The following is a 23,502-nucleotide window of genomic DNA, read 5'->3' as shown; positions in this document are numbered from 1 at the left end:
GCTTGCCGCCCGGCCTCACACTCCGGCTCTTGCTTTCAAATCCAAATATAGGACCATCGACCCGGTCCGCGACCAGCCGGTTCCGGGGCGGCGGCAGAGACGGAGATCGAGGAGAAGACTTACCGCATGCCCGACGTGGATCGGGCTCGCCAAGCGGCACTCGAACCAGTCGGCCAGGGGAAGCAACGGCCGGTTCCGCTCCACCGGGAGGAGGTCGCGGTGCCGCCGGGCAATCGGGGGCGGGCGTGAAAGCCGACCGCCCATCCCCTCCGGCACCGGCAGGCTCTCAGCCCAGCAACTCCGCCAGGGCACGCGCCACCACCCGGGTCGCCTTGCGCAGGTCTTCCAGCACCAGCTTCTCGTCGGCGCGGTGGCCGTTGGCCTCCAGCAGGTCGCGCGGGCCGGCGCCGTAGAGGATGGTGGGGATGCCGGCCTCCGAATAATGGCGGGCGTCGGTGTAGAGCGGGATGCCGGTCTGGCCGACCGGCACCCCCAGCACCGTTTCGGCATGGCGGGCGAACAGCGCGGCCAGACGCGGCGCGTCGCCGACCGACCGGAAGGGACGGGCCAGCAGGATGCGGCGGATGGTGACGCGGATGCCCTCGCGCCCGGCGGCGGCCCGCTCGATCAGGGCGCGCAGTTCTGCCTCGACCTCCGCCGGGTTCTCTTCCGGGATCATGCGGCGGTCTAGGCGCAGGGTGACGCGGTCGGGCACCACGTTGGTGTTGATGCCGCCCTGGATCAGCCCGACGGTCAGCGACGGGTGGGTGATGCCGGCGACGGCGGAGCGGCGTTCGGCAAGCTCCGGCCGGTGGGCGTAGAGCGCGGCCAGGATGCCGGTCGCCGCCTCCAGCGCGTCGTGGCCGGTGTCGGGACGGGCGGCATGGGCGGACTTGCCGTCGACCTGCACCTCCAGATGCAGGCAGCCATTGTGCCCGGTCACCACCGAATAGGCGAAGCTGGCCGACACCGCATAATCCGGCTTGGAAATCCTCTGGTCGAGCAGCCATTTCGGCCCGATCTCGCCGCCGGCCTCCTCGTCGTAGGTCAGGTGCAGCTCGATCGTGCCCTTCAGTGGCGCTCCGGAGGCGATCAGTGCCCGAAGCGCGAAGGCGTAGGTGGCGAAGTCCGATTTCGACACCGCGACGCCGCGGCCATACATCACCCCGTCGCGGATCGCGGCGCCGTAGGGGTCGCTCGACCAGCCCTCGCCGGGCGGCACCACGTCGCCATGGGCGTTGAGCGCCACGGTCGGGCCTTGGGCCGGGCCGTCGCCGAACCGGTGGCGGACGACGAGGTTGGTGGCGCTGACCATGCCGTTGGCCCGCACCAAGTCGGCCGGCACCGGATGGCGCTCCACCGCGAAGCCCATCGCCTCCAGCAGTTCGGCGGCACGGACGGCGTGGGGGGCGCAATCGCCCGGCGGGTTGTCGGACGGCACCTTCACCAGTTCCGCCAGGAAGCGGACCTCCTCGTCGAAGCGGGCGTTCACCGCCTCGTCGAGCGTGGCGGCGAGGGAGGAGGACAGGTCGGTCATGGCAGGCGGTCCGTCAGGAGTTTGCGGGCTGGAAATGTTCGACGAAGCGGGCGAGCACGCGGGCTCCCGCCTCGGCGTCGGCGGCGGTGATGCGTTCGGCCGGATTGTGCGAAATGCCGCGCTCGCAGCGCACGAACAGCATGGCGATGCCGGTCAGCGCCGCAACCGCCATCGCGTCGTGGCCGGCGCCGCTCGGCAGTTCCGGCGCGTCCAGCCCTTCAGCGGATGCCGCGGCGGAAAACTGGGCCATCAGCGCCGGGTGGCAGGCGACGGCGGGGCTCTCGTGCAGGGTCTCGAAGGCGATGGCGACGCCGCGCGCGTCGGCGATGGCCTCCAGCCGGGCGCGGACGGCGCCGACCCGCTCCAGCCGCAGGGGATCGCGGTCGGCGCGCAGGTCGATGGTGAAGCGGACCTTGCCGGCGATCACGTTGGTGGCGCCGGGCGACGCCTCGATCCGGCCGACGGTGCCGACCAGCCGGTCCTGTCCCGAGCAGAGCTGTTCCACCGCCAGGATCATCTCGGCCGCCGCCGCCAGCGCGTCGCGGCGCAGCGTCATCGGCACGGTTCCGGCATGGCCGGCCATGCCCTCCACCGACACCGCCAGACGGGTGGCGCCGGCGATGGCGGTGACGATTCCGACCGGGCGGCCGAGCGCCTCCAGCACCGGGCCCTGTTCGATGTGCAGCTCGGCATAGGCCAGCACCTCGTTCGGCCGGTAGGCGGCGGTCCCCCAGGCGGCGGGGTCGAGGCCGAATTCCGTCATCGCGTCGGCCAGCCGGATGCCGGCGGCGTCGCGCGTCTCCAGCACCGCCGGGTCGAAGCTGCCGGCGATGGCGCGGCTGCCGATCAGGGTCGACTGGAAGCGGGTGCCCTCCTCGTCGCCAAAGCCGATCACCTCGACGGCGAAGGGCAGGCGGCGGCCGCGGGCGTTGAGGTCGGCGACCACGGCGATGCCGGTCAGCACCCCCAGCATGCCGTCGTAGCGCCCGGCATCCCGCACGGTGTCGAGATGGGAGCCCATCAGCAGCGCCGGCAGGCCGGGCCGGTCGCCCTCGTAGCGGCCGACGATGTTGCCGACGGCATCCTCGCGCACGGCCATCCCGGCCTCGCGCATCCAGCCGGCCACCAGATCGTTGGCGCGGCGGTGTTCGGGCGTCAGGTAGAGGCGCGACAGCCGCCCGTCCTCGGCGCTGATCGCCGCCAGCGCGTCGATGCGGTCGAGAAGGGCCGGTCCGGACAGCGGGGAGGCGGAAGTGGGCGGAGCGGCTTGCGACGGAACGGGCATCGGCTGGTCCGGATGACGGAAGGGAAACGGCATTCTGGCATCGCTTATACGCCCAAGCCGTTGCCCCGCCCTAGCCCCCGGCCGGCGAAGACAGTTTCAAAGAAACGCGCAAAAGGCGCCGTTACGCCGCCATCATGCCGCCGCCCGGGATGACGCGGCGCATGACGCGCTGCAAAATCCGGCTGTTTTATCGAAGGGAGTGCCGAATAACGGCTACCACCCTCTGGAATAAAGCGGGATGATCCATAAATGAAACCCGGCAACAAGGGCCGGGAAACGGCCGGAATTGCTGCGTCTGCGAAATAAACCGCTGAGGGGAGGTGCGTCCATGACGTCGTTCGATCCCGACATGCCTTTTGAGAACGCGACGCCCGTCGGCCGCACCGGTGTGCACCGGGATGGCGGCCTATGGTTCAACGACCGCACCGAGCTGCTCCAGGCCCGCACGCTGGCGGGATGGATCACCCTGCTGGCGGAGGATCGCGGGCTTGACGACTGCCAGCTTGCCGCCGCCACCGGCCTGGATGTGGAGGATGCCCGCGCGGTGCGGGACGGCGCCGTGGCCATGCTGCCGCCGCGCCTGCTGAACCGAGCGCTCGCCCGGCTGGAGGGGCGGAACGACGAAGGGCGGCTGCAATAACTGCAAGCCGCCCTTCGGACTCGTTGGACGTTGTCGTCCTGCGTCGCCTCAGGCGACGGACAGCACGTCCACATACAGGTTGGCCGGCGCCGACAGGTGGATGCGGTACAGCATGCCGGACTGGTCGACGAGGATGTCGGCGACCGGATTCTTGGTCGACAGGTCGGTCACCGCGGCGCGGACGTTGCGCGGCAACTGGTCGAGGGCGATGTCACGGTAACCGCCCTTGTCGGAAAGCTTGATGGTCTTGGTGCCCATGATGGCAGCTGCTCTGTTCCGGAAGACTTGAGGGGGACTTGATTTGCCGCGGGACAATGGTCCCGCCCGGTTAACCAACAGTTAACCGGGCCATCGGGTGTTCCGGATACCGGCGCAGGTCAGCAGCGCATGCGGCGCAAGGGGAGCGGCGCAAGGGGACGGTGGAAGGGGTGCCGTTCAGCGGCGACGGGTGTCGTCCTCCGGCAGCGGCTGCTTGCCCAGCACCATCGAGCTGTTGTCGAGCGCCGCGACCATGGCGTCGCGTGCCGGGGCGCCGGGGCCGGTCACGCTGCCCTGTCCTTGCGCGGCGGCGGGCTCCACCCGTTCGCCGAAGCGGGCGGCCTCATGCCCGGCGGACCCGGACCGGGCGACAACGCGCAGGTCGTTCTGCACATGGCCGACGCCGGAGACGCTCTCCGCGATGTCCTCCGCCAGACGCCGGGCGGCACGGTCGGCGACGGTGCCGCCCAGCGTCACCTCGCCATTCTCCACCGTCACGCCGACGTCGGAGGCGTCGAGGCGGTGGTCGTCGGTCAGGCGGTCGTTGATGTCCTCGAGGATGCGCTGGTCGGAGCGGCGGTAGTTGCGCGGGCCGACCCCGCGGTAACGGGCCTCGGGACTCATCTTGGCGAACTCCTCGCTCCAGGGATGACGGTGCATGGGCATGGCGGTCTCCGTCCTCTGCAATCAGGGGGCTGACCTCTCAACAAAAGTCGTGCCGTTTGCGTTCCGACAGCCCGGCAGGTCAGCGTTGCGCGGCGAATGGAGTGAACGGCCAGAACATGGCGCAACCTTGGCCGCGCCCGGCTGTTCCGTTCGAAAGCCTTTCGGTCGAGGACGTGCCATGAAACATTCCGAACCAAGCGTCGCCCTCTGGGCGATGACAATCCTGCTGGCGATTCTCGGGCTCGGCGCCCTGGGCGGCGGGCTGTGGCTGATCCTGCTGGGCGGCTCCTGGTACTATGCCCTCGCCGGCCTGGCGTTCCTGGTGACGGCAGCCCTGCTGGCCAGGCGGTCGCCGGCGGCGCTGACGGTCTATGCCCTGCTGGTGGCCGTCACGCTGGTCTGGGCGCTGTGGGAAGCCGGGCTGGACTGGTGGCCGCTGTCGGCGCGCGGCGACGTGATCGCCGTGGTCGGGGCCCTGCTGCTGACGCCCTGGGTGACGCGCCGCCTGGGCGAGCGCCAGCCGATGGCCGGGGAACCCGCGCCCGGTGCCTATGCGGTGGGGGTGTTCCGCGGAACCGGCCTTGCGCTGACCGCGTCTTTGGCGGTGGTGCTGGCGGTCGGCGTCGCCTCCTGGTTCACCGACCCGCACCGGATCGAGGGTGTCGTCCCGCCCGCCGGGCAGATGGCGGCGGCCGGGGCCGATCCGGCGGTGCAGGGGGAGGCGGTGCCGGACGGCGAATGGCACGCCTATGGCCGCACCGGCTACGGCCAGCGCTATTCGCCGCTGACCGGCATCACGCCGCAGAATGTCGACAGGCTCCAGGTCGCCTGGACCTACAACACCGGCGACCTGCGCGGCCAGCCCGGCGACCCCAAGGAAACCACCTTCGAGGTGACGCCGCTGAAGATCGGCAACCGCCTCTATCTATGCTCGCCCCACCAGCATGTGATCGCGCTGGACGCCACCACCGGCAAGGAGGTGTGGCGGCGCGACCTGAAGATCGATCCGACGCAGCTGGCCCTGCAGCACCTGACCTGCCGCGGCCTGTCCTATCACCCGGCGTCGCAAGCCGCCGCCGCTCCGGCGGCCGGGGGCAGCTGTGCCGCCAAGCTGTTCATGCCGACCGCCGACGGACGCCTGGTGGCGCTGGATCCGAAGGACGGCTCGATCTGCACCGGCTTCGGCCGCAACGGCGAGGTCGATCTGTGGGCCAACATGCCGAACGTCCGGCCGGGCGCCTATTACTCGACCTCGCCCCCGGTGGTGACCGCCGGCCTGATCGTCGTCGGCGGCACGGTGCTGGACAATGTCTCGACCAGGGAACAGTCGGGCGTCGTCCGCGCCTTCGACGTCGACAGCGGCGCCCTGGTGTGGAACTGGGATTCGGCGAAGCCGGACCAGACCGCGCCGATCCCGGAGGGGCAGACCTACACCGTCAACTCGCCCAACAGCTGGTCGATCTCCAGCGTCGACGAGGCGCTGGGCATGGTCTATGTGCCGCTCGGCAACCAGCCGCCCGACCAGTGGGGCGGCAACCGCAGCCCGGAGGTCGAGCGCTCCTCCTCCTCCGTCGTGGCGCTCGATCTGGCGACGGGCCGGGTGCGCTGGGTCTTCCAGACCGTGCATCACGATTTGTGGGATTACGACGTGCCGGCGCAGCCCAGCCTGATCGACCTGACCGTCGATGGCATGAGCGTGCCGGCGCTGGTCCAGCCGACCAAGCAGGGCGAGCTGTTCGTGCTCGACCGCCGCACCGGCCGGCCGGTGCTGCCGGTGACCGAGAAACCGGCGCCGCAGGGCGCGGCGGAGGGCGACCGCACCGCCCCGACCCAGCCGGTGTCAGCCCTGTCCTACGACCCGCCGCCGCTGACCGGGGCCGACATGTGGGGGGCGACGATGTTCGACCAGCTCGCCTGCCGGATCGCGCTGAAGCGGCTGCGCTACGAGGGGCGCTTCACCCCGCCGTCCCTGCAGGGCTCGCTGGTCTATCCCGGCAATTTCGGCGTGTTCAACTGGGGCGGCGTCGCGGTCGATCCCCGGCGCCAGATCGCTTTCACCACGCCCACATATCTCGCCTTCGTCTCGCAGCTGGTGCCGCGCCAGGACGACCGCACCCAGTATGTGCAGGGCGACGAGCGGCCGCAATACAGCCTGCCGGCGCTGAACGAGAATTTCGGCGCCCCATTCGCGGTGAAGCTGGCGCCATTCGTCTCGGTGCTGGGGCTGCCCTGTCAGGCGCCGCCCTGGGGATATGTCGCCGCGGCCGACCTGACGACGGGGAAGACTGTCTGGAAGCACAAGAACGGCACCACCCTCGACGCCTCGCCGATCCCGCTGCCCTTCCGCATGGGCGTGCCCAACCTGGGCGGGCCGATCGTGACCGCGGGCGGCGTCGCCTTCCTGTCGGGCACCATCGATTACTATGTGCGGGCCTATGACGTCTCCACCGGCCGGCAGCTGTGGGAAAGCCGCTTGCCGGCCGGCGGGCAGGCGACGCCGATGACCTACCAGGGTGAGGACGGCCGACAATATGTGCTGGTGGCGGCCGGCGGGCATGGCTCGCTGGGGACCAAGGGCGGCGATGCGGTGATCGCCTATGCGTTGCCGAAGTGAGGGGCGGGGGGCATTACGCCCCCCCTTACGCCGCGCTCTCAGTAATCGGCAGCGGTTCGGCGGCTTCAGCGTCTTCGGGCATCTGCTCGCGCAGGGTGACGGCGCCGTTGGTGCGTTCCAGCACCAGCTTGCGGCCATGGTGGGCGACCAGCCCGGCATGATGTCCGATGGTCAGCAGGGTCGCGTGCGGCAGTTCGGTTTCCATCAGCGTCAGCAGCTCCTCCTCCGCCGGGGGATCGAGGCTGTCGGTCGCGTCCTCAAGGAAGATCCAGTCGGGCCGGCGGATCAGCAGGCGGGCGAAGCCGAGCCGCTGGCGCTCGGGCACCGACAGCATGCCGTCCCAATGGTCGACGTCGTCCAGCCGCCCGACCAGATCGGGCAGGCCGACGCGGACCAGCGCGTCCGCCGCCCGGTCGTCCTCCACCGACGAGGCCGGGCCGGGATAGCCCAGCACCGCCCGCAGGGTGACATGGGGCAGGTAGGGGCGCTCCGGCATGAAGAAGACGCGGGTGTGGGCCGGCAGGGTGATGCGGCCGCGGCCCCAGGGCCAGACCCCGGCGACGGCGCGGAACAGCCGGATGGTGGCCGTCGCGTCGCCGACGATCAGCACGCGGTCGCCCGGCCGCACCTCCAGGTCGAAGGGATGCACCACCTCGACGCCGTTCGGCTCCTCGATGGCGACGCCGCGGAAGGTCAGGCTGCGGTGCTCGTCCGACCGCTCGACCTGGATATGGCCGTCCGCCACGTCGCAGACGTCGCGGTCCAGCCGCACCAGCGCATCGTGCAGGTTCAGCACCCGTTCCACCGACGCCCGCCATTCGGCGACGCGCGGCAGGTTGTCGATCGGCCAGGACAGCGCCCCGACCGTCTGCTGGAAGGCCTGCGCCGTCTGCATCAGCACGCCGAGCGAGATGGTGCCGGCGATGTAGCGCGGGGCGGCGACCAGGATCGGGAAGGCGGCCGACAGCACTGAATAGCTGGCGCTGAACACCATCATGTGGCTCAGCGCCCGGGTCTGCCGGTCCCAGCCCCGCACCACCCCGGCGAACAGGCCGCTCAGATGGCCGCGCTCCGCCGATTCGCCGTGCAGCAGGGCGATGGTCTGGCCGTTCTCGCGGATGCGGGCCAGAGCGAAGCGGAAGTCGGCCTCGTAGCCCTGGCGGCGGTTGACGGCGTTGACCAGCGGCTGGCCGATCAGCATGGCGATGGTCGTGCCCATGGCGGCATAGAGCAGCGCGACGAACAGCAGATGGCCCGGCACCGACAGCTCGGTCCCCATCAGCGTCACCGACAGGGTGCCGGAGAGCATCCACAGGATGTTGGTGAAGCTGATCAGCAGCAGCACGCAGTAGGTCAGCGAATGGCCGAGGTCGATGGCCATTTCCGCGGTGATGCGGATGTCCTCGGCGATGCGGCCGTCGGGGTTGTCGTGCTCGCCCGGCATGTAGGCGATCTGGTGGTGCCGGCCGCGGCGCAGCCAGTCCTCCAGCAGCTTGCGCGTCAGCCAGTCGCGCCACCCCATCTGCAGCCGCCGCTTCACCCGCAGATGCAGCACGACGATGACGATGTTGTAGGCGATGATCAGCCCGACCACGCCGATCATGGTGAGGAACCGGTCCATCGAGCGCTGTTCGAGCGCGTCGAACAGCCTCTCGCTCCACAGGTTGATCAGGACGGGGATGGACACCTGCCCGATGGTCAGCACCACCAGCGCCACGGTCAGCGCCCATACGGTGACGCGCGTCCGCCCCAGCCAGTATCCGCCCGCCAGCGCCAGGAAGCGGCGGGCGAAGCCGGGGCCGCCGCCGTTCTCGCCGCCGCCCGTGCCGTTTCCGCCAGTGCCTTCGCTCATGCCGCCCATCCCGGGCTTTCGCCCTCGACTCTTCACCATCCGTATAACCAACGAATAGGACCTGCTGTGACAAAAGTACAGGGTCAGGGGCGAAGGAACGGTTAAAGCCTCCCGCTTCTCACGACCTCGGCGAGGAAGCGGTAGCTGTCCTTCGGCGTGCGCGTCAGCGTGTCGTAATCGACGCGGACGATGCCGAAGCGTTTCGACAGGCCGAAGGCCCATTCGAAATTGTCCAGCAGGCTCCAGCACAGATATCCCTTGACGTTGCAGCCGTCGGCCAGCGCCTGCGCCACCGATTCCAGATGCTCGCGGTAGAACAGCACCCGCTCGGCATCGTGGATCTGGCCGTCCGGCGTCACCACGTCGTCATAGGCGCAGCCGTTCTCGGCGATGAAGACGGCCGGGTTGCCGTAGCCGGTGCGCAGCTCGCCCAGCAGATCGTACAGCCCCTCCGGCTGGACCGGCCATGCCATGCCGGTCCAGCGCCGGCATTGCGCCTCGCCCCAGCCGACCTCGAAGGGCCGCCCGGCCTCGTGCTTCATCGTCATGCGCGAGTAGTAGTTGATGCCCAGCAGGTCGATCGGGTAGCGGATCGCTTCGGTGTCGCCGGGCAGCACGAATTCCGCCATCTTGTCGGCCAGCAGTGCCGGGATTTCACCCCGCATCAGCCCGTCCAGCGCCACCCGGTTCCACACCGCGTCCCAGCGTGCCGCCGCCGCGACATCCTCCGGCCGGTCGCTGTCGGCGACCGCCGGCTGCAAATTCAGCACGGTGCCCAGCGTCAGGCCGGAATGTTCCGCCGCGATGGCGCGCAGCGCCGCGCCCTGCGCCAGATTCTGGTGGTGTAGCGCCCGCAGGATGCCCTGTTCGCCCAGCCGGTGGCCGGGGGCATGCTCGCCGACGCCATAGCCGAAGATGGCGACGACGTTCGGCTCGTTCAGCATCATCCAGTGCTTGACCCGGTCGGCCAGCCGGGCGGTGACGATGCGGGCGTAGTCGGCGAAGGGGCCGACGATCTCCCGGCCCTGCCAGCCGCCGGCATCCTCCAGCGGCTGCGGCAGATCCCAATGGTAGAGGCAGGCCATCGGCGTGATCCCCGCCTCCAGCAGCGCATCGACCAGCCGGTCGTAAAAATCGAGGCCGCGCGTCTCCACCGCCCCGGTGCCGGTCGGCAGGATGCGCGGCCAGGCGATGGAGAAGCGGTAGCTGTCGAAGCCCGCCGCCTTCATCAGCGCGATGTCTTCCGCATAGCGGTGGTAATGGTCGCAGGCGACGGCGGCGCTGCTGCCGTCCATGATGCGGCCTTGCGCGGTGAAGCTGTCCCATACGCAAGGTCCGCGCCCGTCGGCGTCCGCCGCCCCTTCGATCTGGTAGGCGGCGGTCGAGGCGCCCCAGCGGAAATCGGGCGGAAAGCTCAGCGGCTTGGCGTCGTCGGCCAGGGACACGGGCTGGCTGAAGCTGTCCATCGGGTCGTCCTCCTCCCAAGGGTATGGTTCGTTTTCCCCAGCATGACGCAGCCGGCGCCGGTGCGCCATGGGACAAGAAGGCGCCGCCAGGGCAACGAAGTCGGTTTAACGGCAGCAGCGGATTGCCCTCTCTCCCCCCGGGGAGAGGGAGGGGACCCGCGCCGGAGGCGTGGGGAGGGTGAGGGGGCCGGCGCGCAAAACGCGCCGCCAAGGGGCATACTGCCCCTTGGCAATCCCCTGGCACGGGCGTTTCGCCCGCGCTGCCCCCTCACCCAACCCTCTCCCTGCTCTCAGCGGACCTTCGGTCCGCCTGCCGCGACAGCGCAAACCTTGTTTGCGCGAAAGCGGGGGGGGAGAGGGCTTATAGGCGCTCGCCGAGAAAGGCGGTGAAGCGGGGATCGTCGGCATAGGCGATGTTGATCCGCATCGCCGGCGCGGTCGCCGTGCGCGCCGGCAGGAACAGCGTGCCGGGCGCCAGGAAGATTCCCTGCTCCGCGGCCTGGCGCACCAGCTCCACCTCGTCGATGTGCCCGGGAAGCTCGCCCCACAGGTAATAGCCGCCGGGGGCGGCCGGCGGCAGCCGGACCCCGATGCGGGTGAGCGCCAGCGTCGCCTTTTCCGTATGCTCCGCGATCAGCGTCTTCAGCCGGCGCAGATGGCGCAGATACTGGCCCGACGCGATGAAGGCGTAGACGATCCGCTCGACATAGTCGGAGGTGCTGACCACGGTCAGCATCTTCACGTCGCACAGCCGGTCGATCAGCGGGCGTTTCGCCGCGACATAGCCGACGCGCAGGCTGGCCGACAGGGTCTTGGAGAAGGTGCCGACATAGATGACCCGCTCCAGCTGGTCGAGCGCGGCGAGCCTGGGGCTGGCGGCGGGCAGGACGTCGGCGAAGGGATCATCCTCGACGACGTAGAGGCCATGCTGGTCGGCGATCCGCAGCAGCCGGTGGGCGACGGCCGGCGTGATCGAGCCGCCGGTCGGGTTGTGCGCCAGCGACTGGGTGAAGAACAGTTTCGGTTTGTGGGCGGCTGCCTTGGCGGCGAAATCGTCGAGATCGGGGCCGTCATGGCGCCGCTGGACGCCGACGATGGCGATGCGCGACAGCCGGAGCTTGCCGAACAGCGGATAGTAGCCGGGGCTGTCGACCAGCACGGTGTCCCCCGGCTCCAACATCTGGCGGGCGACGAGGTCGAGGGCGTGGTTGGCGCCCTGGGTCAGCAGGATCTGGTCGGGTGCTGCCTTGATCGACCGTTCGCCCAGCGTCAGCGCCAGCCGCTCGCGCAGCGGCAGGAATCCCCAGGGCGAGCCGTAGCCGTGCTCCGGCCCCAGGCCTCGGGCCGCCGCCAGGAAGCGCGGATGGCCGCCGATCTCGAAGCGCTCCATCCAGGAGGGCGGCGGCCGGCCGTCGCCGATCCGCACGGCGTAGCTCTGCACCAGCTGCTCGCGCAGCAGCGACACGAAATCCACCGCCTCGGCGACATGGGCCGACTGCTGGCCGGCCGCCGCGCGGCGGACTCGGGCGACGTAATAGCCGGCCCCCGGCTTGGCCTCGACATGGCCCAGCGCCACCAGCCGGTCATAGGCTTCGGCCATCGTGTTCTTGGAGACGCCATGCTCGACGGCGCCGGCCCGCACCGACAGCAGGCGCTCCCCCGGCTTCAACAGGCCGTCGCCGATCAGCCCGGCGATCCTGTCGACGATGCTGCCCACCCGCGTCATCGCATTCCCGCTCCGGTGTCCCACCGAACAGGCTGGTACAGTGTCCCTGAGATTTTGGCAAACTGTCCCTTGTTCTGTCCCTTCGCATCACTGATCATTGCGCATACGAACGGCATCGGCGGGATCGGCCCGCACCGTCCCGTTCGACCGGCATCCGACATCGTTCCGCCCTTTTTCGCGCGCCGCCATGCGCGGCGCCGGAGGGCGGGACGCATCCGCGAAGCGCACCACAGGGTTCAGGAATGACCAGCCCCACCCGCAATCCAGCCCGCAATTCCCGCATCTCCGGATTCCACAAGAAATCGCCGGCCGAGCGGCTGGCGATCGTCGCCGACTTTGCCGGCCTCGACGCCGCGTCCGCCGCGCGGCTGTCGGACACCGGGAACCTCGACCTGGGCCTCGCCGACCGTCTGGTCGAGAATGTCGTCGGGTCGATGAACATCCCGCTGGGGATCGCGACCAACATGAAGATCGACGGCGAGGATCTGCTGATCCCGATGGCGACGGAGGAATCGTCGGTCGTCGCCGCGGTCTGCAACGCGGCGCGGCAATGCTACGACGCCGGCGGCTTCACCAGTTCGATGTCCGGCACGCTGATGATCGCCCAGATCCAGGCGGTCGAGGTGGCCGATCCCCATGCCGCCCGCCTGCGCATCCTCGGCCGCCGCGACGAGATCAAGGCGGTCTGCGACGGCTGCGATCCGGTGCTGCTGTCCTTCGGCGGCGGCTTCCGCGACGTCGAGGTGCGGGTGCTCGACAGCCAGGGCGGGCCGATGCTGGTGACGCACCTGATCGTCGACACCCGCGACGCGATGGGCGCCAACGCGGTCAACAGCATGGCGGAGAGGCTGGCCCCGCACATCGCCGAATGGACCGGCGGCCGGGTCTATCTGCGCATCCTGTCCAACCTGGCCGACCGCCGGCTGGCCCGGGCGCATGCGGTGTGGCCGCTCGACCAGATCGGCGGCGAGGCTGTGCGCGACGGCATCGTCAGCGCCTATCATTTCGCCGCCGCCGATCCCTACCGCGCCGCCACCCACAACAAGGGGATCATGAACGGCGTCAGCGCCGTCGTGCTGGCGACCGGCAACGACACCCGCGCGGTGGAGGCCGGCGCCCACGCCTATGCCGCCCGTAGCGGCCAGTATGGCAGCCTGACCCGCTTCGAGGTGACTGCCGACGGGCAGCTCAGCGGCTCCATCGAGCTGCCGATGGCGGTCGGGCTGATCGGCGGCGCCACCAAGGCGCACCCGACGGCGCAGGCCTGCCTGGCGATCCTCGGCGTCACCAGTGCCGAACGCCTCGCCCGCGTCATCGCCGCGGTCGGGCTGGCGCAGAACTTCTCGGCGCTGAAGGCGCTGGCGACCACCGGCATCCAGAAGGGCCACATGGCCCTGCACGCCCAGAACATCGCGATGATGGCCGGGGCCGTCGGCGACGAGATCGACCGCGTCGCCGCCATCCTGGTCGAGCGCGGCACCGTGCGCCAGGACGTCGCCCAGGCTGTGCTGGGCGACCTGCGCGGGACCGGCGGCTGATGGCGCCGGTGCGCGACGGCAACGGGCACAAAGAAAGACATAAGGGGAGGAAGGGTATGTTGAAGACCGTGAACACGCTGGCCGGCACGACGCTGGCCGGCACGGCCGCGGCGAGCCTCGTCGCACTGCTGATCGGCGCGGCGCCGGCATCGGCCGAGATCGCGTCCCACCGGGTGAAGCTGGGGGTGCTGACCGACATGAGCGGCTTCGCCTCCGACAGCACCGGCCGGGGGTCGGTGGTGGCGGCGGAGCTGGCGGCGGAGGATTTCGCCAAGGAGCTGCCCGGCGTCACCATCGAGGTCATCCACGCCGACCACCAGAACAAGCCCGACATCGGCGCCGCCACCGCGCGCCGCTGGCTGGACCAGGACAATGTCGACGCGATCCTGGACGTGCCCTTCTCGTCGGTGGCCCTGGCGGTGAACGAGGTGACGCGCAAGTCCAAGGCGGTCTTCATCGCGTCCGGTCCCGGCACCACCGAGCTGACCGGGCCGAAATGCTCGGCCAACACCATCCAGTGGACCTACGACACCTGGGCGCTCGCCAACGGCACGGCGCGGGCGGTGACGGAAGCCGGGGGCAAGCGCTGGTTCTTCCTGACCGCCGACTACGCCTTCGGCCACGCGCTGGAGCGTGACGCCTCGGCGGTGGTCAAGGCGCTGGGTGGCTCGATCGTCGGCAGCGTCCGCCATCCGCCCAACGCGTCGGACTTCTCGTCCTACCTGTTGCAGGCGCAGGGCAGCGGCGCCCAGATCATCGGGCTCGCCAACGCGGTCGGCGATACCATCGGCTCGGTCAAGCAGGCGACCGAATTCGGCATCACCGGCGGCGGCCAGCGGTTGGCCGCCCTGCTGATGCAGCTGAGCGACGTCGCCGCCGTCGGGCTGAAGGACGCGCAGGGGCTGTACCTGACCGAAGCCTTCTATTGGGACCTGAACCCCGGCACCCGCGCCTTCGCCGACCGTTTCGCCGCCCGGATGGACGGGCGCCGCCCCACCGGCAACCAGGCCGGCGTCTATGCCGGCGCGCTGCATTACCTGAAGGCGGTCAAGGCGGCCGACAGCACCGACGGCACGGTCGTCGCCGCCAAGATGCGCGACCTGCCGACCGACGATCCGCTGTTCGGCAAGGGCAGCGTCCGGGTCGACGGCCGGGCCATCCACGACATGCTGTTCTTCGAGGTCAAGAAGCCGGAGGAGTCGAAAGGCCCCTGGGACTTCTACAAGCTGGTCAGGACCATCCCGGGCCCCGACGCCTTCCGCCCGCTGTCCGAGGGCGGTTGCCCGCTTGTCACCAAGTGATGGCCGGCAAGTGACGGCGGTCCCTCCGGGCTCCGCCCATGGGTGGGCGGGTCCGGAGACCCGGCGAAGCGACTGAATCCATAGACCCGACGGGGAGGAAGCCGGAGCATCGCTCCGGCTTTCTGCGTTCCGGGGCCTTGCAGGCGCCTGGACGGGCCGCGGCAGGGTGAAATTTCATCGAACTGTAATGACAACGTTGTCATTTGCCGAACATGCCATTATGGTAACGTTGTCATTCGGCGTTCCCGTCGTCGCTCCAACCCGTTCCGCTGACCAGGATCTCCCCTCATGAGCATTTTTCTCGACGCGCTGCTCGACAGCAGTTTGGATGACGGCATCCGGGGAGTGCCGCCGGGAACCGCGCCGTTCCCGCTGCGCGAGGTCGGCGCTATGGGCTGGCGTCCGGCGGCGGGCACCATGGCGCTGCCGGTGCTGACGCTCGACGAGGACGCCTTCGCCGCCAACCGCGACCTGATCTTCGCCTATGCGCGCCGTCATGGCGTGGCGCTGGCCCCGCATGCCAAGACGCCGATGGCGCCGCAGATCGCCTGCGCCCTGGTGGAAGCCGGTGCCTGGGGCGCCACCGTCGCCAACCTGCAGCAGGCCGCAATCCTGCTGCGCGCCGGCGTGACGCGGCTGATCCTCGCCAATGAGATCGGCGGCCGGGCCAGCGGCGAGCGGCTGGGGGCGCTGCTCGCCGTCCATCCCGGGGCCGACCTGCGTGCCTTCGCCGATTCCCCCGCCGCCGTCGAGACCCTCGCCGCTGCGGCGCGCGTTGCCGGCCGGCCGTTGCCCGTCCTGGTCGAGGTCGGCGCCGGCCGCGGCGGCGCCCGCGACCGGGCGGCGGTCGAGGCGATCCTCGCTGCGGTCCTGCGTCATCGCGGGCTGCTGGTCCTCGACGGCGTCGCCACCTACGAGGGGGCCGTCGCCACATCCGATCCGGCCGAAACCGCAGCAAACATCGCCGCCCTGCTGCAGCGCACGGCCGAGGCCTTCGCGGCCGTGCGCGCACTGGTGCCGGAACGGCCGCTGCTGCTCACCGCCGGCGGCTCCGCCTTCTTCGACATGGTGGTTGCCGGCCTGGGTCCGGTCGCCGCGGCCGACGGCAACGCCACGCTGGTGCTGCGCAGCGGCGCCATCTTCTTCCACGACCACGGCGTCTATGAACGCGCGCTCGGCGCGCTCGACGCCCGCCGGGGCTTCGCCTGCGGCGGCGCGGCTGCGGCCGATTTCCGCCCGGCCCTGCGCCTGTGGGCGGAGGTGCTGACCCGGCCGGAACCGGGGCTGGCCATCTGCGGCTTCGGCATGCGGGACGCCTCCTTCGACCAGGATCTGCCGCTGCCTTTGCGGATCCACCGCGATGGCGCGGCGCTTCCGGCCGGAGACCTGCGCGTGACCCGGCTGAACGACCAGCACGCCTTCGTCGCCGTGCCGGCCGGCCTGGATCTGGCTGTCGGCGACATCATCGAGTTCGGCATCTCCCACCCCTGCACCTGCATCGACCGCTGGCGGGTGCTGTTCGGCCTCGATGCCGGGGGCCGGGTCCGCACCGCCTACCGCACCTTCTTCGGCTGACCCAAGGCGGCCAGACACCCCATGCAGACTTTGAATTTCCAACAGCTCTGGCGCTACCAGGACCAGCTGATCGACGGCACGCTGCACACGCTGCTGCTGACCCTGGTCGCGGCGGTGATCGGCACCGCCATCGGCGTCACCGCGGCGTCGGCGGTGCGCAGCGGGCCGCGCCCGGTGCGCTGGGCGATCCGCGGCTATGTCGAGCTGATCCGCAACACGCCGTCGCTGATCCAGCTGTTCGTCGTCTTCTTCGTGCTGCCCGGCTTCGGGCTGCGGATGGACGCCTTCGAGGCGGCGGCGATCGCGCTCGGCCTCTATTTCGGCGCCTACTGCACCGAGATCGTCCGCGCCGGGCTGGAGTCCATTCCCGGCAGCCAGGTCGAGGCCGGCCAGTGCCTGGGGCTCTCGCGCTGGCAGGTGTTCCGCCACATCGTGCTGCCGCCCGCCCTGCGCAGCGTCTATCCCGCCTTCACCAGCCAGTTCGTGCTGCTGCTGCTCGGCACCTCGCTCGCCTCGCAGATCTCGGCGGAGGAGCTGTTCCACACCGGCGGCTTCATCGAGACGCGCACCTACCGCAGCTTCGAGGTCTATGCCGTGATCTGCGGCATCTATTTCGCCCTGGTGATGATCTTCAAACTGCTGTTCGCCGCGGTGGGGCATCTCGCCTTCCGCTGGCCGGTACGGCGCTGACGGAGACGCCGGCCATGCGTTCCTTCTCCCTCGCCGACTTCCTGTCACTGTTCAGCGCCCTGCAATGGACGGCGGTCCTCGTCGTCATTGCGCTCGCCTTCGGCGGTCCGCTGGCGCTGGGCCTCGCCCTGATGCGGACCAGCGCGAGCCGGGCCCTGCGCTGGATCGCCATCGGCTTCCTCCAGCTGGTCCAGGGCGTCCCGCTGCTCGGCCTGCTGATGTTCTTCTATTTCGGCATGCCGGTCTTCCTCGGCGTGGAGATCTCGCCGCTGGTCGCGGTCGGCATCGCCATGACGGTCTACACCGCCTCCTTCCTCGGCGAGATCTGGCGCGGCGGCATCGAGGCGGTGAAGCACGAGCAGTGGGAGGCGGCGGCCTGCCTCGGCCTGTCGGGCTGGCACCAGTTCCGCTACGTCATCGCGCCGCAGGCCTTCCGCATGGCGCTGCCGCCGACCGTCGGCTTCCTCGTCCAGCTGATCAAGGGCACGTCGCTCGCCTCCATCGTCGGCTTCGTCGAACTCGCCCGCGCCGGCCAGCTGGTCAGCGCCGCCACCTTCCAGCCCCTGCTGGTCTATTCGATCGTCGCGGCGATCTATTTCGCCGCCTGCCTGCCGCTCACCCTGTGGGCGCGTTCCCTGGAGGCCCGTCTGAATGGCGCTCGTTGACATCCGAAACGTTACCAAGAGCTACGGTTCCGCCCAGGTGCTCAAAGGGGTGTCGCTCGACATCGAAGAAGGCGAGATCGTCACCATCATCGGCAAGTCGGGCTCCGGCAAATCGACCCTGCTGCGCTGCATCAACGCGCTGGAGCGGGTCGACAGCGGCGAGATCCTGGTGGAGGGCCGGTCGGTGCGCACCGACATGCCGGACCTGCGCGGCTTCCGCCAGCGCGTCGGCATCGTCTTCCAGGCCTTCAACCTGTTCCCGCACCTGACGGTGGAGCGCAACATCACGCTGGCGCCGGTCCTCAACAAGCGGATCGCCAAGGCGGAGGGGAGGGCGCTGGCGCTGGACGTGCTGGCCCGCGTCGGGCTGGCCGACAAGATCGACGCCTATCCGGCCCAGCTCTCCGGCGGGCAGCAGCAGCGCGTCGCCATCGCGCGCTGCCTCGCCATGGGACCGCAGCTGATGCTGTTCGACGAGGTGACCTCCGCCCTCGACCCGGAGCTGGTCGGCGAGGTGCTGAAGGTGATGGAGGACATGGCGCGCCAGGGCATGACCATGGTCCTCGTCACCCACGAGATGGGCTTTGCCCGCAATGTCGCCTCCAAGATCGTCTTCATGCACCAGGGCCGCGTCTGGGAGGAGGGGCCGCCGGCCGAACTCTTCGCCAATCCGCGCACGCCCGAACTGCAGAGCTTCATCGCCTCCGTGCGCTGAGGCCCCCCATACCGGCCCCCATCACCGGCCCGCACCAAGGGCCGGACCACGAGCTGAACAGAGGAGAAAATGCCTGTGAGACTCTTCCGCACCCTCGCCGCCGCCCTGGCGGTCTGCGCCACCGTCGCGCTCTCCGCCGTGCCCTCCGCCGCCAAGGCGGATGCGCTGCAGAACGTGCTGTCCGCCGGCAAGCTGCGCGTCGGCGTGCTGATGGATGCCGCCCCCTGGGGCTTCAAGGACGCCAAGGGCGAAGCCGCCGGCCTCGACATCGATCTGGCCAGGCTGCTGGCCGCCGACATGGGCGTGAAGCTGGAGCTGGTCCAGGTGACCGGCGCCAACCGCATCCCCAGCCTGCTCGCCAACAAGGTCGACGTGCTGGTCGCCGCCGCCGGGGCGACGCCGGAGCGCGCCCAGCAGGTGACCTTCACCCAGCCCTATGCCGCGGTCAATCTCGGCGTCTACGGGCCGAAATCGATGGCGACCTCCACCGATCCGGCAGAGCTGAAGGGCCACAGCATCGGCGTCGCCAAGGGCTCCACCCTCGACATCTGGCTGACCGACAACGCCCCCGGCGCCAAGCTGGTGCGGTTCGAGGACACGCCCGGCGCCATCGCCGCCTATCTCGCCGGTCAGGTCGAGACCTTCGCCGAGAACAGCGCCATCGCGCTGAAGGTCGCCGAGGACAATCCCGGCAAGGATGTCGAGCTGAAGTTCCTGATCCGCCAGTCGCCGGCCCATGTGGTGCTGCGCCATGGCGAGCAGGACCTGCGTGACTGGGTCAACACCTTCCTGTTCTACAACCGCCTGAACGGCAAGCTGGGCGCCCTTCAGATGAAGTGGTTCAAGGAAAAGCAGACGCTTCCGCAGATGTGACGCCGCAGATGTGACGTCACGATCCAGTATCCGAGAAAGGTCTTTTCGATGATCACGAGGTTCCAGGTCGGTTCGCGCATGAGCCAGGCCGTCGTCTGCCACGGCATGGTCCACATCGCGGGCCAGGTCGCCAACAACCGGACCGGCTCCATCCAGGAGCAGACCCGGGACGTGCTGGCCAAGATCGACGCCCTGCTGGAGGAGGCCGGGACCGACAAGTCCAAGCTGGTCGCCGTCAACGTCTTCCTGCCGCACATCACCGACTTCGACGCCATGAACGAGGTCTACGACGCCTGGATCGATCCGGCCAACCCGCCGGCCCGCGCCTGCACCGAGGCGCGGCTGGCCGATCCGGACCTGCGCGTCGAGATGACGGCGCTCGCCGCCCTGTAACCGGGTTCATCCGGCGGATCGGAGACGGCGTCCGGGCAACCGCTGCCCGGACGTCCCTTCGCTAGAAGGTTTTTGGAATGCACACTGGCCTCTACCACGCGCTCGATTTCGCCGCCGACGGCAAATCGCTGGATTTCCTCAGCATCCCCTTTTCGGTGGACCGCTCCCCCTACTATCAGGTGAAGGTTCCGGTCTGCCGCGTGCGCAACGGGACGGGGCCGCGCGTGCTGCTGATGGCAGGCAACCACGGCGACGAGTATGAGGGCGAGCTGCTGCTGGGCCGGCTGTTCCGACGGCTCGACCCGGCGCGCATCCGCGGCGAGGTGACGATCCTGCCCGCCGCCAACGCCCCGGCGGTGATGGCGGCGCGGCGCCGGTCGCCGCTGGACGAGGGCAATCTCAACCGCGCCTTCCCCGGCGACCCCGCCGGTTCGCCCACCTTCCGGCTGGCCCATTTCCTGGAGCACGAGCTGTTCCCCCGCCACGACCTGGTGTTCGACATCCATTCCGGCGGCACCTCCATGGCGCACTTGCCCTGCGCCCTGATCGAGCGGCAGGGCACCCCGGACCGGCTCGGCCGCGCGCTGGAGCTGATGCGGTCGCTGGGCATGCCCTACGGCTTCGTGGCGGAGAACGGTGCCACCGCGCCGACCTCGATGGCGGCGGCCGCGCGGGCCGGCGTCATCGGCATCAGCGGCGAGTTCGGCGGCGGCGGCACGGTGACGCCGGAGACGATGGCCTACACCGCGCGTGCGATCGACAATTTGCTGATCGCCGTCGGGTTGACCGATGCGCCGGTTCTCTCGGTTGCCGCGCCCGCTCCGGCACCGATGCAGCTGCTGCAGCTTGACAGCCACCGGCAGGCGATCTACGCGCTGCGGCGCGGCTGGTTCGAGCCGGCGGTCGATGTGGGGGCGCGGGTCGCCGCCGGCGACCTCGCCGGCTGGTTCCACGACCTGACGCGGCTCGACCTTCCGGAGGAGGAGCTGCGCTTCCAGGAGGCGGGCATCGTCATCTCGCGGCGGCTGCACAGCGACAGCGAAGCCGGCGACTGCCTGATCCAGGTGGCTCGTCCGGTGGAGGAGGCGGGCATCCTGGCGCGCGCGGCGTGACGGGTGGGGGTTCGGCCTGGGGTTCGGCCTGGGGTTTGGCCGGTGGTTCGGATGGGGAGGCGGGCGGCATGAGTGACACCGGTGCGGCGAAGCGTCCGCCGACCATCGACGACGTCCTCCGCCTCCGGGCGGCGAAGCCGGAGCCTGCGGCAGCAGACGGCCCATCAGGCGACGGCCTGGCCGGGGAGGATGCTGTCGGCGAGGGAGCGGCCCCGCCGCGCATCGTCGAGATCGCCCGGCTCGCCGGGGTGTCACCGATCACCGTCTCGCGCGCCCTGCGCCAGCCGGAGAAGGTGGCCGAGGCCAAGCGCCGCCGGATCCTGGAGATCGTGGAGCGCACCGGCTACGCCACCAACCCCCATGCCCGCGCGCTGAGGTCGGGCCAGTCGAACATCGTCGCCGCCTTCGTCTCCAACCTCCAGAGCGAGCAGTTCTGCCTCGCCGTGCAGGGTTGCGGCGAGGTGCTGGAGCCGCAGGGCTACCAGCTGATGATCGGGCAGACCTCCTACTCCTATGCCAAGGAGACGACGATGATCCAGTCGCTGCGCGAGATGCGTCCGGCGGCGGTCATGTTCACCGGCGTCATCGAGATCGAGGAGAACCGGCGGGCGTTGCGGGCGCTCGGGATCCCGATCATGGAGACCTGGGCCTATCCCCGCGACCCGATCGACATGCTGGTCGGCTTCTCGAACATCGACAGCGGCCGCTTGGCGGCCGAGCATTTCGCCGCGCGCGGCCATCGCCGGGTCGCCTTCATCGGCCGCCGCAGCGGACGCGGCGCCCTTCGCCTTACCGGCTTCCGCGAGGGCGCCCGGGCGGCCGGGCTCGACATCGTCGCCGAACTCTCGGTCGACGGGGTCAGCAGCATGGTGGACGGCCGCCGGGCGCTCGGCGACCTGCTGTCCCGCAACGCACAGATCGAGGCGGTGTTCTGCGCCAACGACCTGCTGGCGACCGGGGCGCTGCTGGAGGCGCGCCGGCTCGGCATGCGGCTGCCCGACGACATCGCCATCCTGGGCTTCGGGCACAACGACATCGCCGAGGAGCTGCCGCCCGGCCTGACCACCATCGGGATCGACAGCCGCGATCTCGGCCGTCAGGCCGGATCGATGATCCTGCAGCGGATGCGCGGCGGGATGCCGTCGGAGCCGATCCGCGCCGTCGAGCTGACGCTGGCCCGGCGCGGCAGCAGTTGAGGCCGTCGCCGCCACTGTTCGGCCCTGCACGAAAGGCGTAGCCTGTTCCTCAAGGACGGCGTTCAGCCGCCATGTTCTGGAGGAACCGCACCATGGCGAATACCACCAAGATCGTGTTCATCGGCGCCGGCAGCGCCGCCTTCGGCCTCAGCCTGTTCCAGGACCTGTTCTCCTCCGCCGATCTGGCCGGCAGCACCCTGACGCTGGTCGACACCGACCGGGACGCGCTCGACCGTATGGCGGCGCTGGCCGGGGTGATGAACCGCCAGGGCGGCAATGAGGGCGGCGGCGGAAGCGGGGCCGGCATCGTCATCGAGACGACGACCGACCGCAAGGCCGCGCTCCAGGGCGCCGGCTTCGTGCTGTGCGCCGTCGCCATCGAGCGCAACCGGCTGTGGAAGCTGGATTTCGAGGTGCCGCGGAAGCACGGCGTCCACCACACGCTGGGCGAGAATGGCGGGCCGGGCGGGCTGTTCTTCACGCTGCGCACCCTGCCGCTGATCGTCGACATCGCCCGCGACGTCGAGGCGATCTGCCCGGACGCGCTGTTCATCAACCTGTCCAACCCGGAAAGCCGCATCGTGCTAGGGCTGTCGCGCTGCACGGGCGTCCGGACGCTGGGGATGTGCCACGGGATCTTCCTGGCGCGCTGGTTCATCTGCCAGATCCTGGGCATGGCGGAGAAGGAGGTGGATGTCTGGGGCGCCGGGCTGAACCATTTCCAATGGCTGACCGCGATCCGCGAGAAGGCGACCGGCCGCGACCTCTACCCGCTGCTGCGCGAGAGGGAGGCGGCGCACGACCCGTCCTTCACCCCGCTGGCCCGGCGGCTGTTCCACGCCTTCGGCCTGTGGGTGACGCCCAGCGACGACCACACCGGCGAATTCCTGCCCTATGGCTGGGAGGCCGGGGAGCATGGCTTCGACTTCCGCCACGACGAGGAGGGGCGCGTCATCCTGCGCGACCTGATGGACGGCGTCATCGACGGCAGCCGGCCGCTTCCCGACGACTGGACCCGGCCGTCCTGGGGCGAGCGGGCGGTGGCGGTGATCGACGGCATGCTGCACAACCGGAAGCGCTTCATCGAATCCGGCATCGTCATCAACCGCGGCGTCGTCCCCGGCCTGCCCGACGAGCTGGCGGTGGAGGTGCCCCTGGTGGCGGATGCGGCCGGCGTCCATCCCGTCTCGCTCGGCCGGCTGCCCGACGGCATCCTCAAGCTGCTGACGGTGCAGGCGGGTGTGCAGCAATTGTCGGTGGAGGCGGCGCTGCATGGCTCGAAGGAGCTGGCCCTGCAGGCGTTGCTGATCGACCCGGTGATCACCTCCAGCACCGCCGCCGCCGCCATCCTGGACGAGCTGTGGGAGGCGAACCGGCCCTATATCAGGTCGTGCCTGTGA

General features: G+C 70.0%; 20 protein-coding genes. 13 read left to right on the top strand and 7 right to left on the bottom strand.

Going from position 1 to position 23,502, the window contains the following annotated elements:
* Positions 1-286: 286 nt before the first annotated feature.
* Positions 287-1,537: a M20/M25/M40 family metallo-hydrolase gene (locus tag AL072_RS30180; protein ID WP_045585153.1), complete on the bottom strand. Its 1,251-nt coding sequence runs from the start codon at positions 1,535-1,537 to the stop codon at positions 287-289.
* A 13-nt stretch (positions 1,538-1,550) separates the two neighbouring features.
* Entirely contained in the window at positions 1,551-2,822 is a 1,272-nt protein-coding gene (locus AL072_RS30175; protein ID WP_045585323.1) for an allantoate amidohydrolase, read from the bottom strand.
* 328 nt (positions 2,823-3,150) lie between these two features.
* Between AL072_RS30175 and AL072_RS30170 the strand changes: the two genes are divergently transcribed.
* Positions 3,151-3,462: a hypothetical protein gene (locus tag AL072_RS30170; RefSeq protein ID WP_045585152.1), complete on the top strand. Its 312-nt coding sequence runs from the start codon at positions 3,151-3,153 to the stop codon at positions 3,460-3,462.
* A 48-nt stretch (positions 3,463-3,510) separates the two neighbouring features.
* On the opposite strand, the gene AL072_RS30165 is transcribed toward AL072_RS30170, so the two are convergent.
* Entirely contained in the window at positions 3,511-3,720 is a 210-nt protein-coding gene (locus tag AL072_RS30165; RefSeq protein WP_045585151.1) for a hypothetical protein, read from the bottom strand.
* Between the two features lie 177 nt (positions 3,721-3,897).
* Positions 3,898-4,386, bottom strand: coding sequence for a BON domain-containing protein (locus tag AL072_RS30160; RefSeq protein ID WP_052710362.1), 489 nt, complete (start codon positions 4,384-4,386; stop codon positions 3,898-3,900).
* A 178-nt stretch (positions 4,387-4,564) separates the two neighbouring features.
* On the opposite strand from AL072_RS30160, the gene AL072_RS30155 reads away from it, so the two are divergent.
* Complete coding sequence (locus AL072_RS30155; RefSeq protein ID WP_045585150.1) at positions 4,565-7,000, top strand: glucose/quinate/shikimate family membrane-bound PQQ-dependent dehydrogenase; 2,436 nt, start codon at positions 4,565-4,567, stop codon at positions 6,998-7,000.
* A gap of 25 nt (positions 7,001-7,025) precedes the next feature.
* Here the strand turns inward: AL072_RS30155 and AL072_RS30150 are convergent, their stop codons facing one another.
* The 3 genes from AL072_RS30150 to AL072_RS30140 all read right to left on the bottom strand — a co-directional run bounded on the left by AL072_RS30150 (position 7,026) and on the right by AL072_RS30140 (position 12,044).
* Complete coding sequence (locus AL072_RS30150; RefSeq protein WP_045585321.1) at positions 7,026-8,852, bottom strand: ABC transporter ATP-binding protein/permease; 1,827 nt, start codon at positions 8,850-8,852, stop codon at positions 7,026-7,028.
* A 101-nt stretch (positions 8,853-8,953) separates the two neighbouring features.
* Positions 8,954-10,318, bottom strand: coding sequence for a GH1 family beta-glucosidase (locus tag AL072_RS30145; protein WP_045585149.1), 1,365 nt, complete (start codon positions 10,316-10,318; stop codon positions 8,954-8,956).
* A 361-nt stretch (positions 10,319-10,679) separates the two neighbouring features.
* The gene (locus AL072_RS30140) at positions 10,680-12,044 is read right to left on the bottom strand and encodes an aminotransferase-like domain-containing protein (RefSeq protein ID WP_045585148.1); all 1,365 of its coding nucleotides are present in this window, start codon (positions 12,042-12,044) and stop codon (positions 10,680-10,682) included.
* A 242-nt stretch (positions 12,045-12,286) separates the two neighbouring features.
* On the opposite strand from AL072_RS30140, the gene AL072_RS30135 reads away from it, so the two are divergent.
* The 11 genes from AL072_RS30135 to AL072_RS30085 all read left to right on the top strand — a co-directional run bounded on the left by AL072_RS30135 (position 12,287) and on the right by AL072_RS30085 (position 23,502).
* Positions 12,287-13,582 carry a hydroxymethylglutaryl-CoA reductase, degradative gene (locus AL072_RS30135; RefSeq protein ID WP_045585147.1) on the top strand — a complete coding sequence of 432 codons (1,296 nt, stop codon included), beginning with the start codon at positions 12,287-12,289 and terminating at the stop codon, positions 13,580-13,582.
* A gap of 56 nt (positions 13,583-13,638) precedes the next feature.
* Entirely contained in the window at positions 13,639-14,883 is a 1,245-nt protein-coding gene (locus tag AL072_RS30130; RefSeq protein WP_045585146.1) for an ABC transporter substrate-binding protein, read from the top strand.
* A 288-nt stretch (positions 14,884-15,171) separates the two neighbouring features.
* A complete protein-coding gene (locus AL072_RS30125; RefSeq protein WP_045585145.1) occupies positions 15,172-16,458 on the top strand; it encodes an alanine racemase in 1,287 nt (428 codons plus the stop codon).
* A 21-nt stretch (positions 16,459-16,479) separates the two neighbouring features.
* A complete protein-coding gene (locus AL072_RS30120; protein WP_144428422.1) occupies positions 16,480-17,148 on the top strand; it encodes an amino acid ABC transporter permease in 669 nt (222 codons plus the stop codon).
* 14 nt (positions 17,149-17,162) lie between these two features.
* Complete coding sequence (locus AL072_RS30115; protein ID WP_045585144.1) at positions 17,163-17,813, top strand: amino acid ABC transporter permease; 651 nt, start codon at positions 17,163-17,165, stop codon at positions 17,811-17,813.
* On the top strand, positions 17,800-18,528 hold the full coding sequence (locus AL072_RS30110) for an amino acid ABC transporter ATP-binding protein (RefSeq protein ID WP_045585143.1): 729 nt from the start codon (positions 17,800-17,802) through the stop codon (positions 18,526-18,528). Before AL072_RS30115 ends, AL072_RS30110 begins: the two co-directional genes overlap by 14 nt.
* Before the next feature lie 69 nt (positions 18,529-18,597).
* Complete coding sequence (locus AL072_RS30105; protein WP_045585142.1) at positions 18,598-19,401, top strand: transporter substrate-binding domain-containing protein; 804 nt, start codon at positions 18,598-18,600, stop codon at positions 19,399-19,401.
* A gap of 48 nt (positions 19,402-19,449) precedes the next feature.
* Positions 19,450-19,794 carry a RidA family protein gene (locus tag AL072_RS30100; protein ID WP_045585141.1) on the top strand — a complete coding sequence of 115 codons (345 nt, stop codon included), beginning with the start codon at positions 19,450-19,452 and terminating at the stop codon, positions 19,792-19,794.
* A gap of 77 nt (positions 19,795-19,871) precedes the next feature.
* Entirely contained in the window at positions 19,872-20,906 is a 1,035-nt protein-coding gene (locus AL072_RS30095) for a M14 family metallopeptidase (protein ID WP_045585140.1), read from the top strand.
* A 68-nt stretch (positions 20,907-20,974) separates the two neighbouring features.
* Positions 20,975-22,102 (top strand): LacI family DNA-binding transcriptional regulator, encoded by a 1,128-nt coding sequence (locus AL072_RS30090; protein ID WP_052710361.1) that lies wholly within the window; start codon positions 20,975-20,977, stop codon positions 22,100-22,102.
* A 92-nt stretch (positions 22,103-22,194) separates the two neighbouring features.
* On the top strand, positions 22,195-23,502 hold the full coding sequence (locus AL072_RS30085) for a family 4 glycosyl hydrolase (protein WP_045585139.1): 1,308 nt from the start codon (positions 22,195-22,197) through the stop codon (positions 23,500-23,502).

The organism is Azospirillum thiophilum, assembly GCF_001305595.1.
In the GTDB taxonomy this organism is placed as follows: Bacteria; Pseudomonadota; Alphaproteobacteria; order Azospirillales; family Azospirillaceae; genus Azospirillum; species Azospirillum thiophilum.
Note: the sequence above shows the minus strand (reverse complement) of the source record. Positions and strands in the feature narration are given on the sequence as shown.

What these genes read in the sequence shown, in the direction of transcription:
- AL072_RS30180 (WP_045585153.1), bottom strand. Translation starts at nt 1,537, where the DNA reads ATGACCGACCTGTCCTCCTCCCTCGCCGCCACGCTCGACGAGGCGGTG.
- AL072_RS30175 (WP_045585323.1), bottom strand. Translation starts at nt 2,822, where the DNA reads ATGCCCGTTCCGTCGCAAGCCGCTCCGCCCACTTCCGCCTCCCCGCTG.
- AL072_RS30170 (WP_045585152.1), top strand. Translation starts at nt 3,151, where the DNA reads ATGACGTCGTTCGATCCCGACATGCCTTTTGAGAACGCGACGCCCGTC.
- AL072_RS30165 (WP_045585151.1), bottom strand. Translation starts at nt 3,720, where the DNA reads ATGGGCACCAAGACCATCAAGCTTTCCGACAAGGGCGGTTACCGTGAC.
- AL072_RS30160 (WP_052710362.1), bottom strand. Translation starts at nt 4,386, where the DNA reads ATGCCCATGCACCGTCATCCCTGGAGCGAGGAGTTCGCCAAGATGAGT.
- AL072_RS30155 (WP_045585150.1), top strand. Translation starts at nt 4,565, where the DNA reads ATGAAACATTCCGAACCAAGCGTCGCCCTCTGGGCGATGACAATCCTG.
- AL072_RS30150 (WP_045585321.1), bottom strand. Translation starts at nt 8,852, where the DNA reads ATGAGCGAAGGCACTGGCGGAAACGGCACGGGCGGCGGCGAGAACGGC.
- AL072_RS30145 (WP_045585149.1), bottom strand. Translation starts at nt 10,318, where the DNA reads ATGGACAGCTTCAGCCAGCCCGTGTCCCTGGCCGACGACGCCAAGCCG.
- AL072_RS30140 (WP_045585148.1), bottom strand. Translation starts at nt 12,044, where the DNA reads ATGACGCGGGTGGGCAGCATCGTCGACAGGATCGCCGGGCTGATCGGC.
- AL072_RS30135 (WP_045585147.1), top strand. Translation starts at nt 12,287, where the DNA reads ATGACCAGCCCCACCCGCAATCCAGCCCGCAATTCCCGCATCTCCGGA.
- AL072_RS30130 (WP_045585146.1), top strand. Translation starts at nt 13,639, where the DNA reads ATGTTGAAGACCGTGAACACGCTGGCCGGCACGACGCTGGCCGGCACG.
- AL072_RS30125 (WP_045585145.1), top strand. Translation starts at nt 15,172, where the DNA reads ATGAGCATTTTTCTCGACGCGCTGCTCGACAGCAGTTTGGATGACGGC.
- AL072_RS30120 (WP_144428422.1), top strand. Translation starts at nt 16,480, where the DNA reads ATGCAGACTTTGAATTTCCAACAGCTCTGGCGCTACCAGGACCAGCTG.
- AL072_RS30115 (WP_045585144.1), top strand. Translation starts at nt 17,163, where the DNA reads ATGCGTTCCTTCTCCCTCGCCGACTTCCTGTCACTGTTCAGCGCCCTG.
- AL072_RS30110 (WP_045585143.1), top strand. Translation starts at nt 17,800, where the DNA reads ATGGCGCTCGTTGACATCCGAAACGTTACCAAGAGCTACGGTTCCGCC.
- AL072_RS30105 (WP_045585142.1), top strand. Translation starts at nt 18,598, where the DNA reads ATGCCTGTGAGACTCTTCCGCACCCTCGCCGCCGCCCTGGCGGTCTGC.
- AL072_RS30100 (WP_045585141.1), top strand. Translation starts at nt 19,450, where the DNA reads ATGATCACGAGGTTCCAGGTCGGTTCGCGCATGAGCCAGGCCGTCGTC.
- AL072_RS30095 (WP_045585140.1), top strand. Translation starts at nt 19,872, where the DNA reads ATGCACACTGGCCTCTACCACGCGCTCGATTTCGCCGCCGACGGCAAA.
- AL072_RS30090 (WP_052710361.1), top strand. Translation starts at nt 20,975, where the DNA reads ATGAGTGACACCGGTGCGGCGAAGCGTCCGCCGACCATCGACGACGTC.
- AL072_RS30085 (WP_045585139.1), top strand. Translation starts at nt 22,195, where the DNA reads ATGGCGAATACCACCAAGATCGTGTTCATCGGCGCCGGCAGCGCCGCC.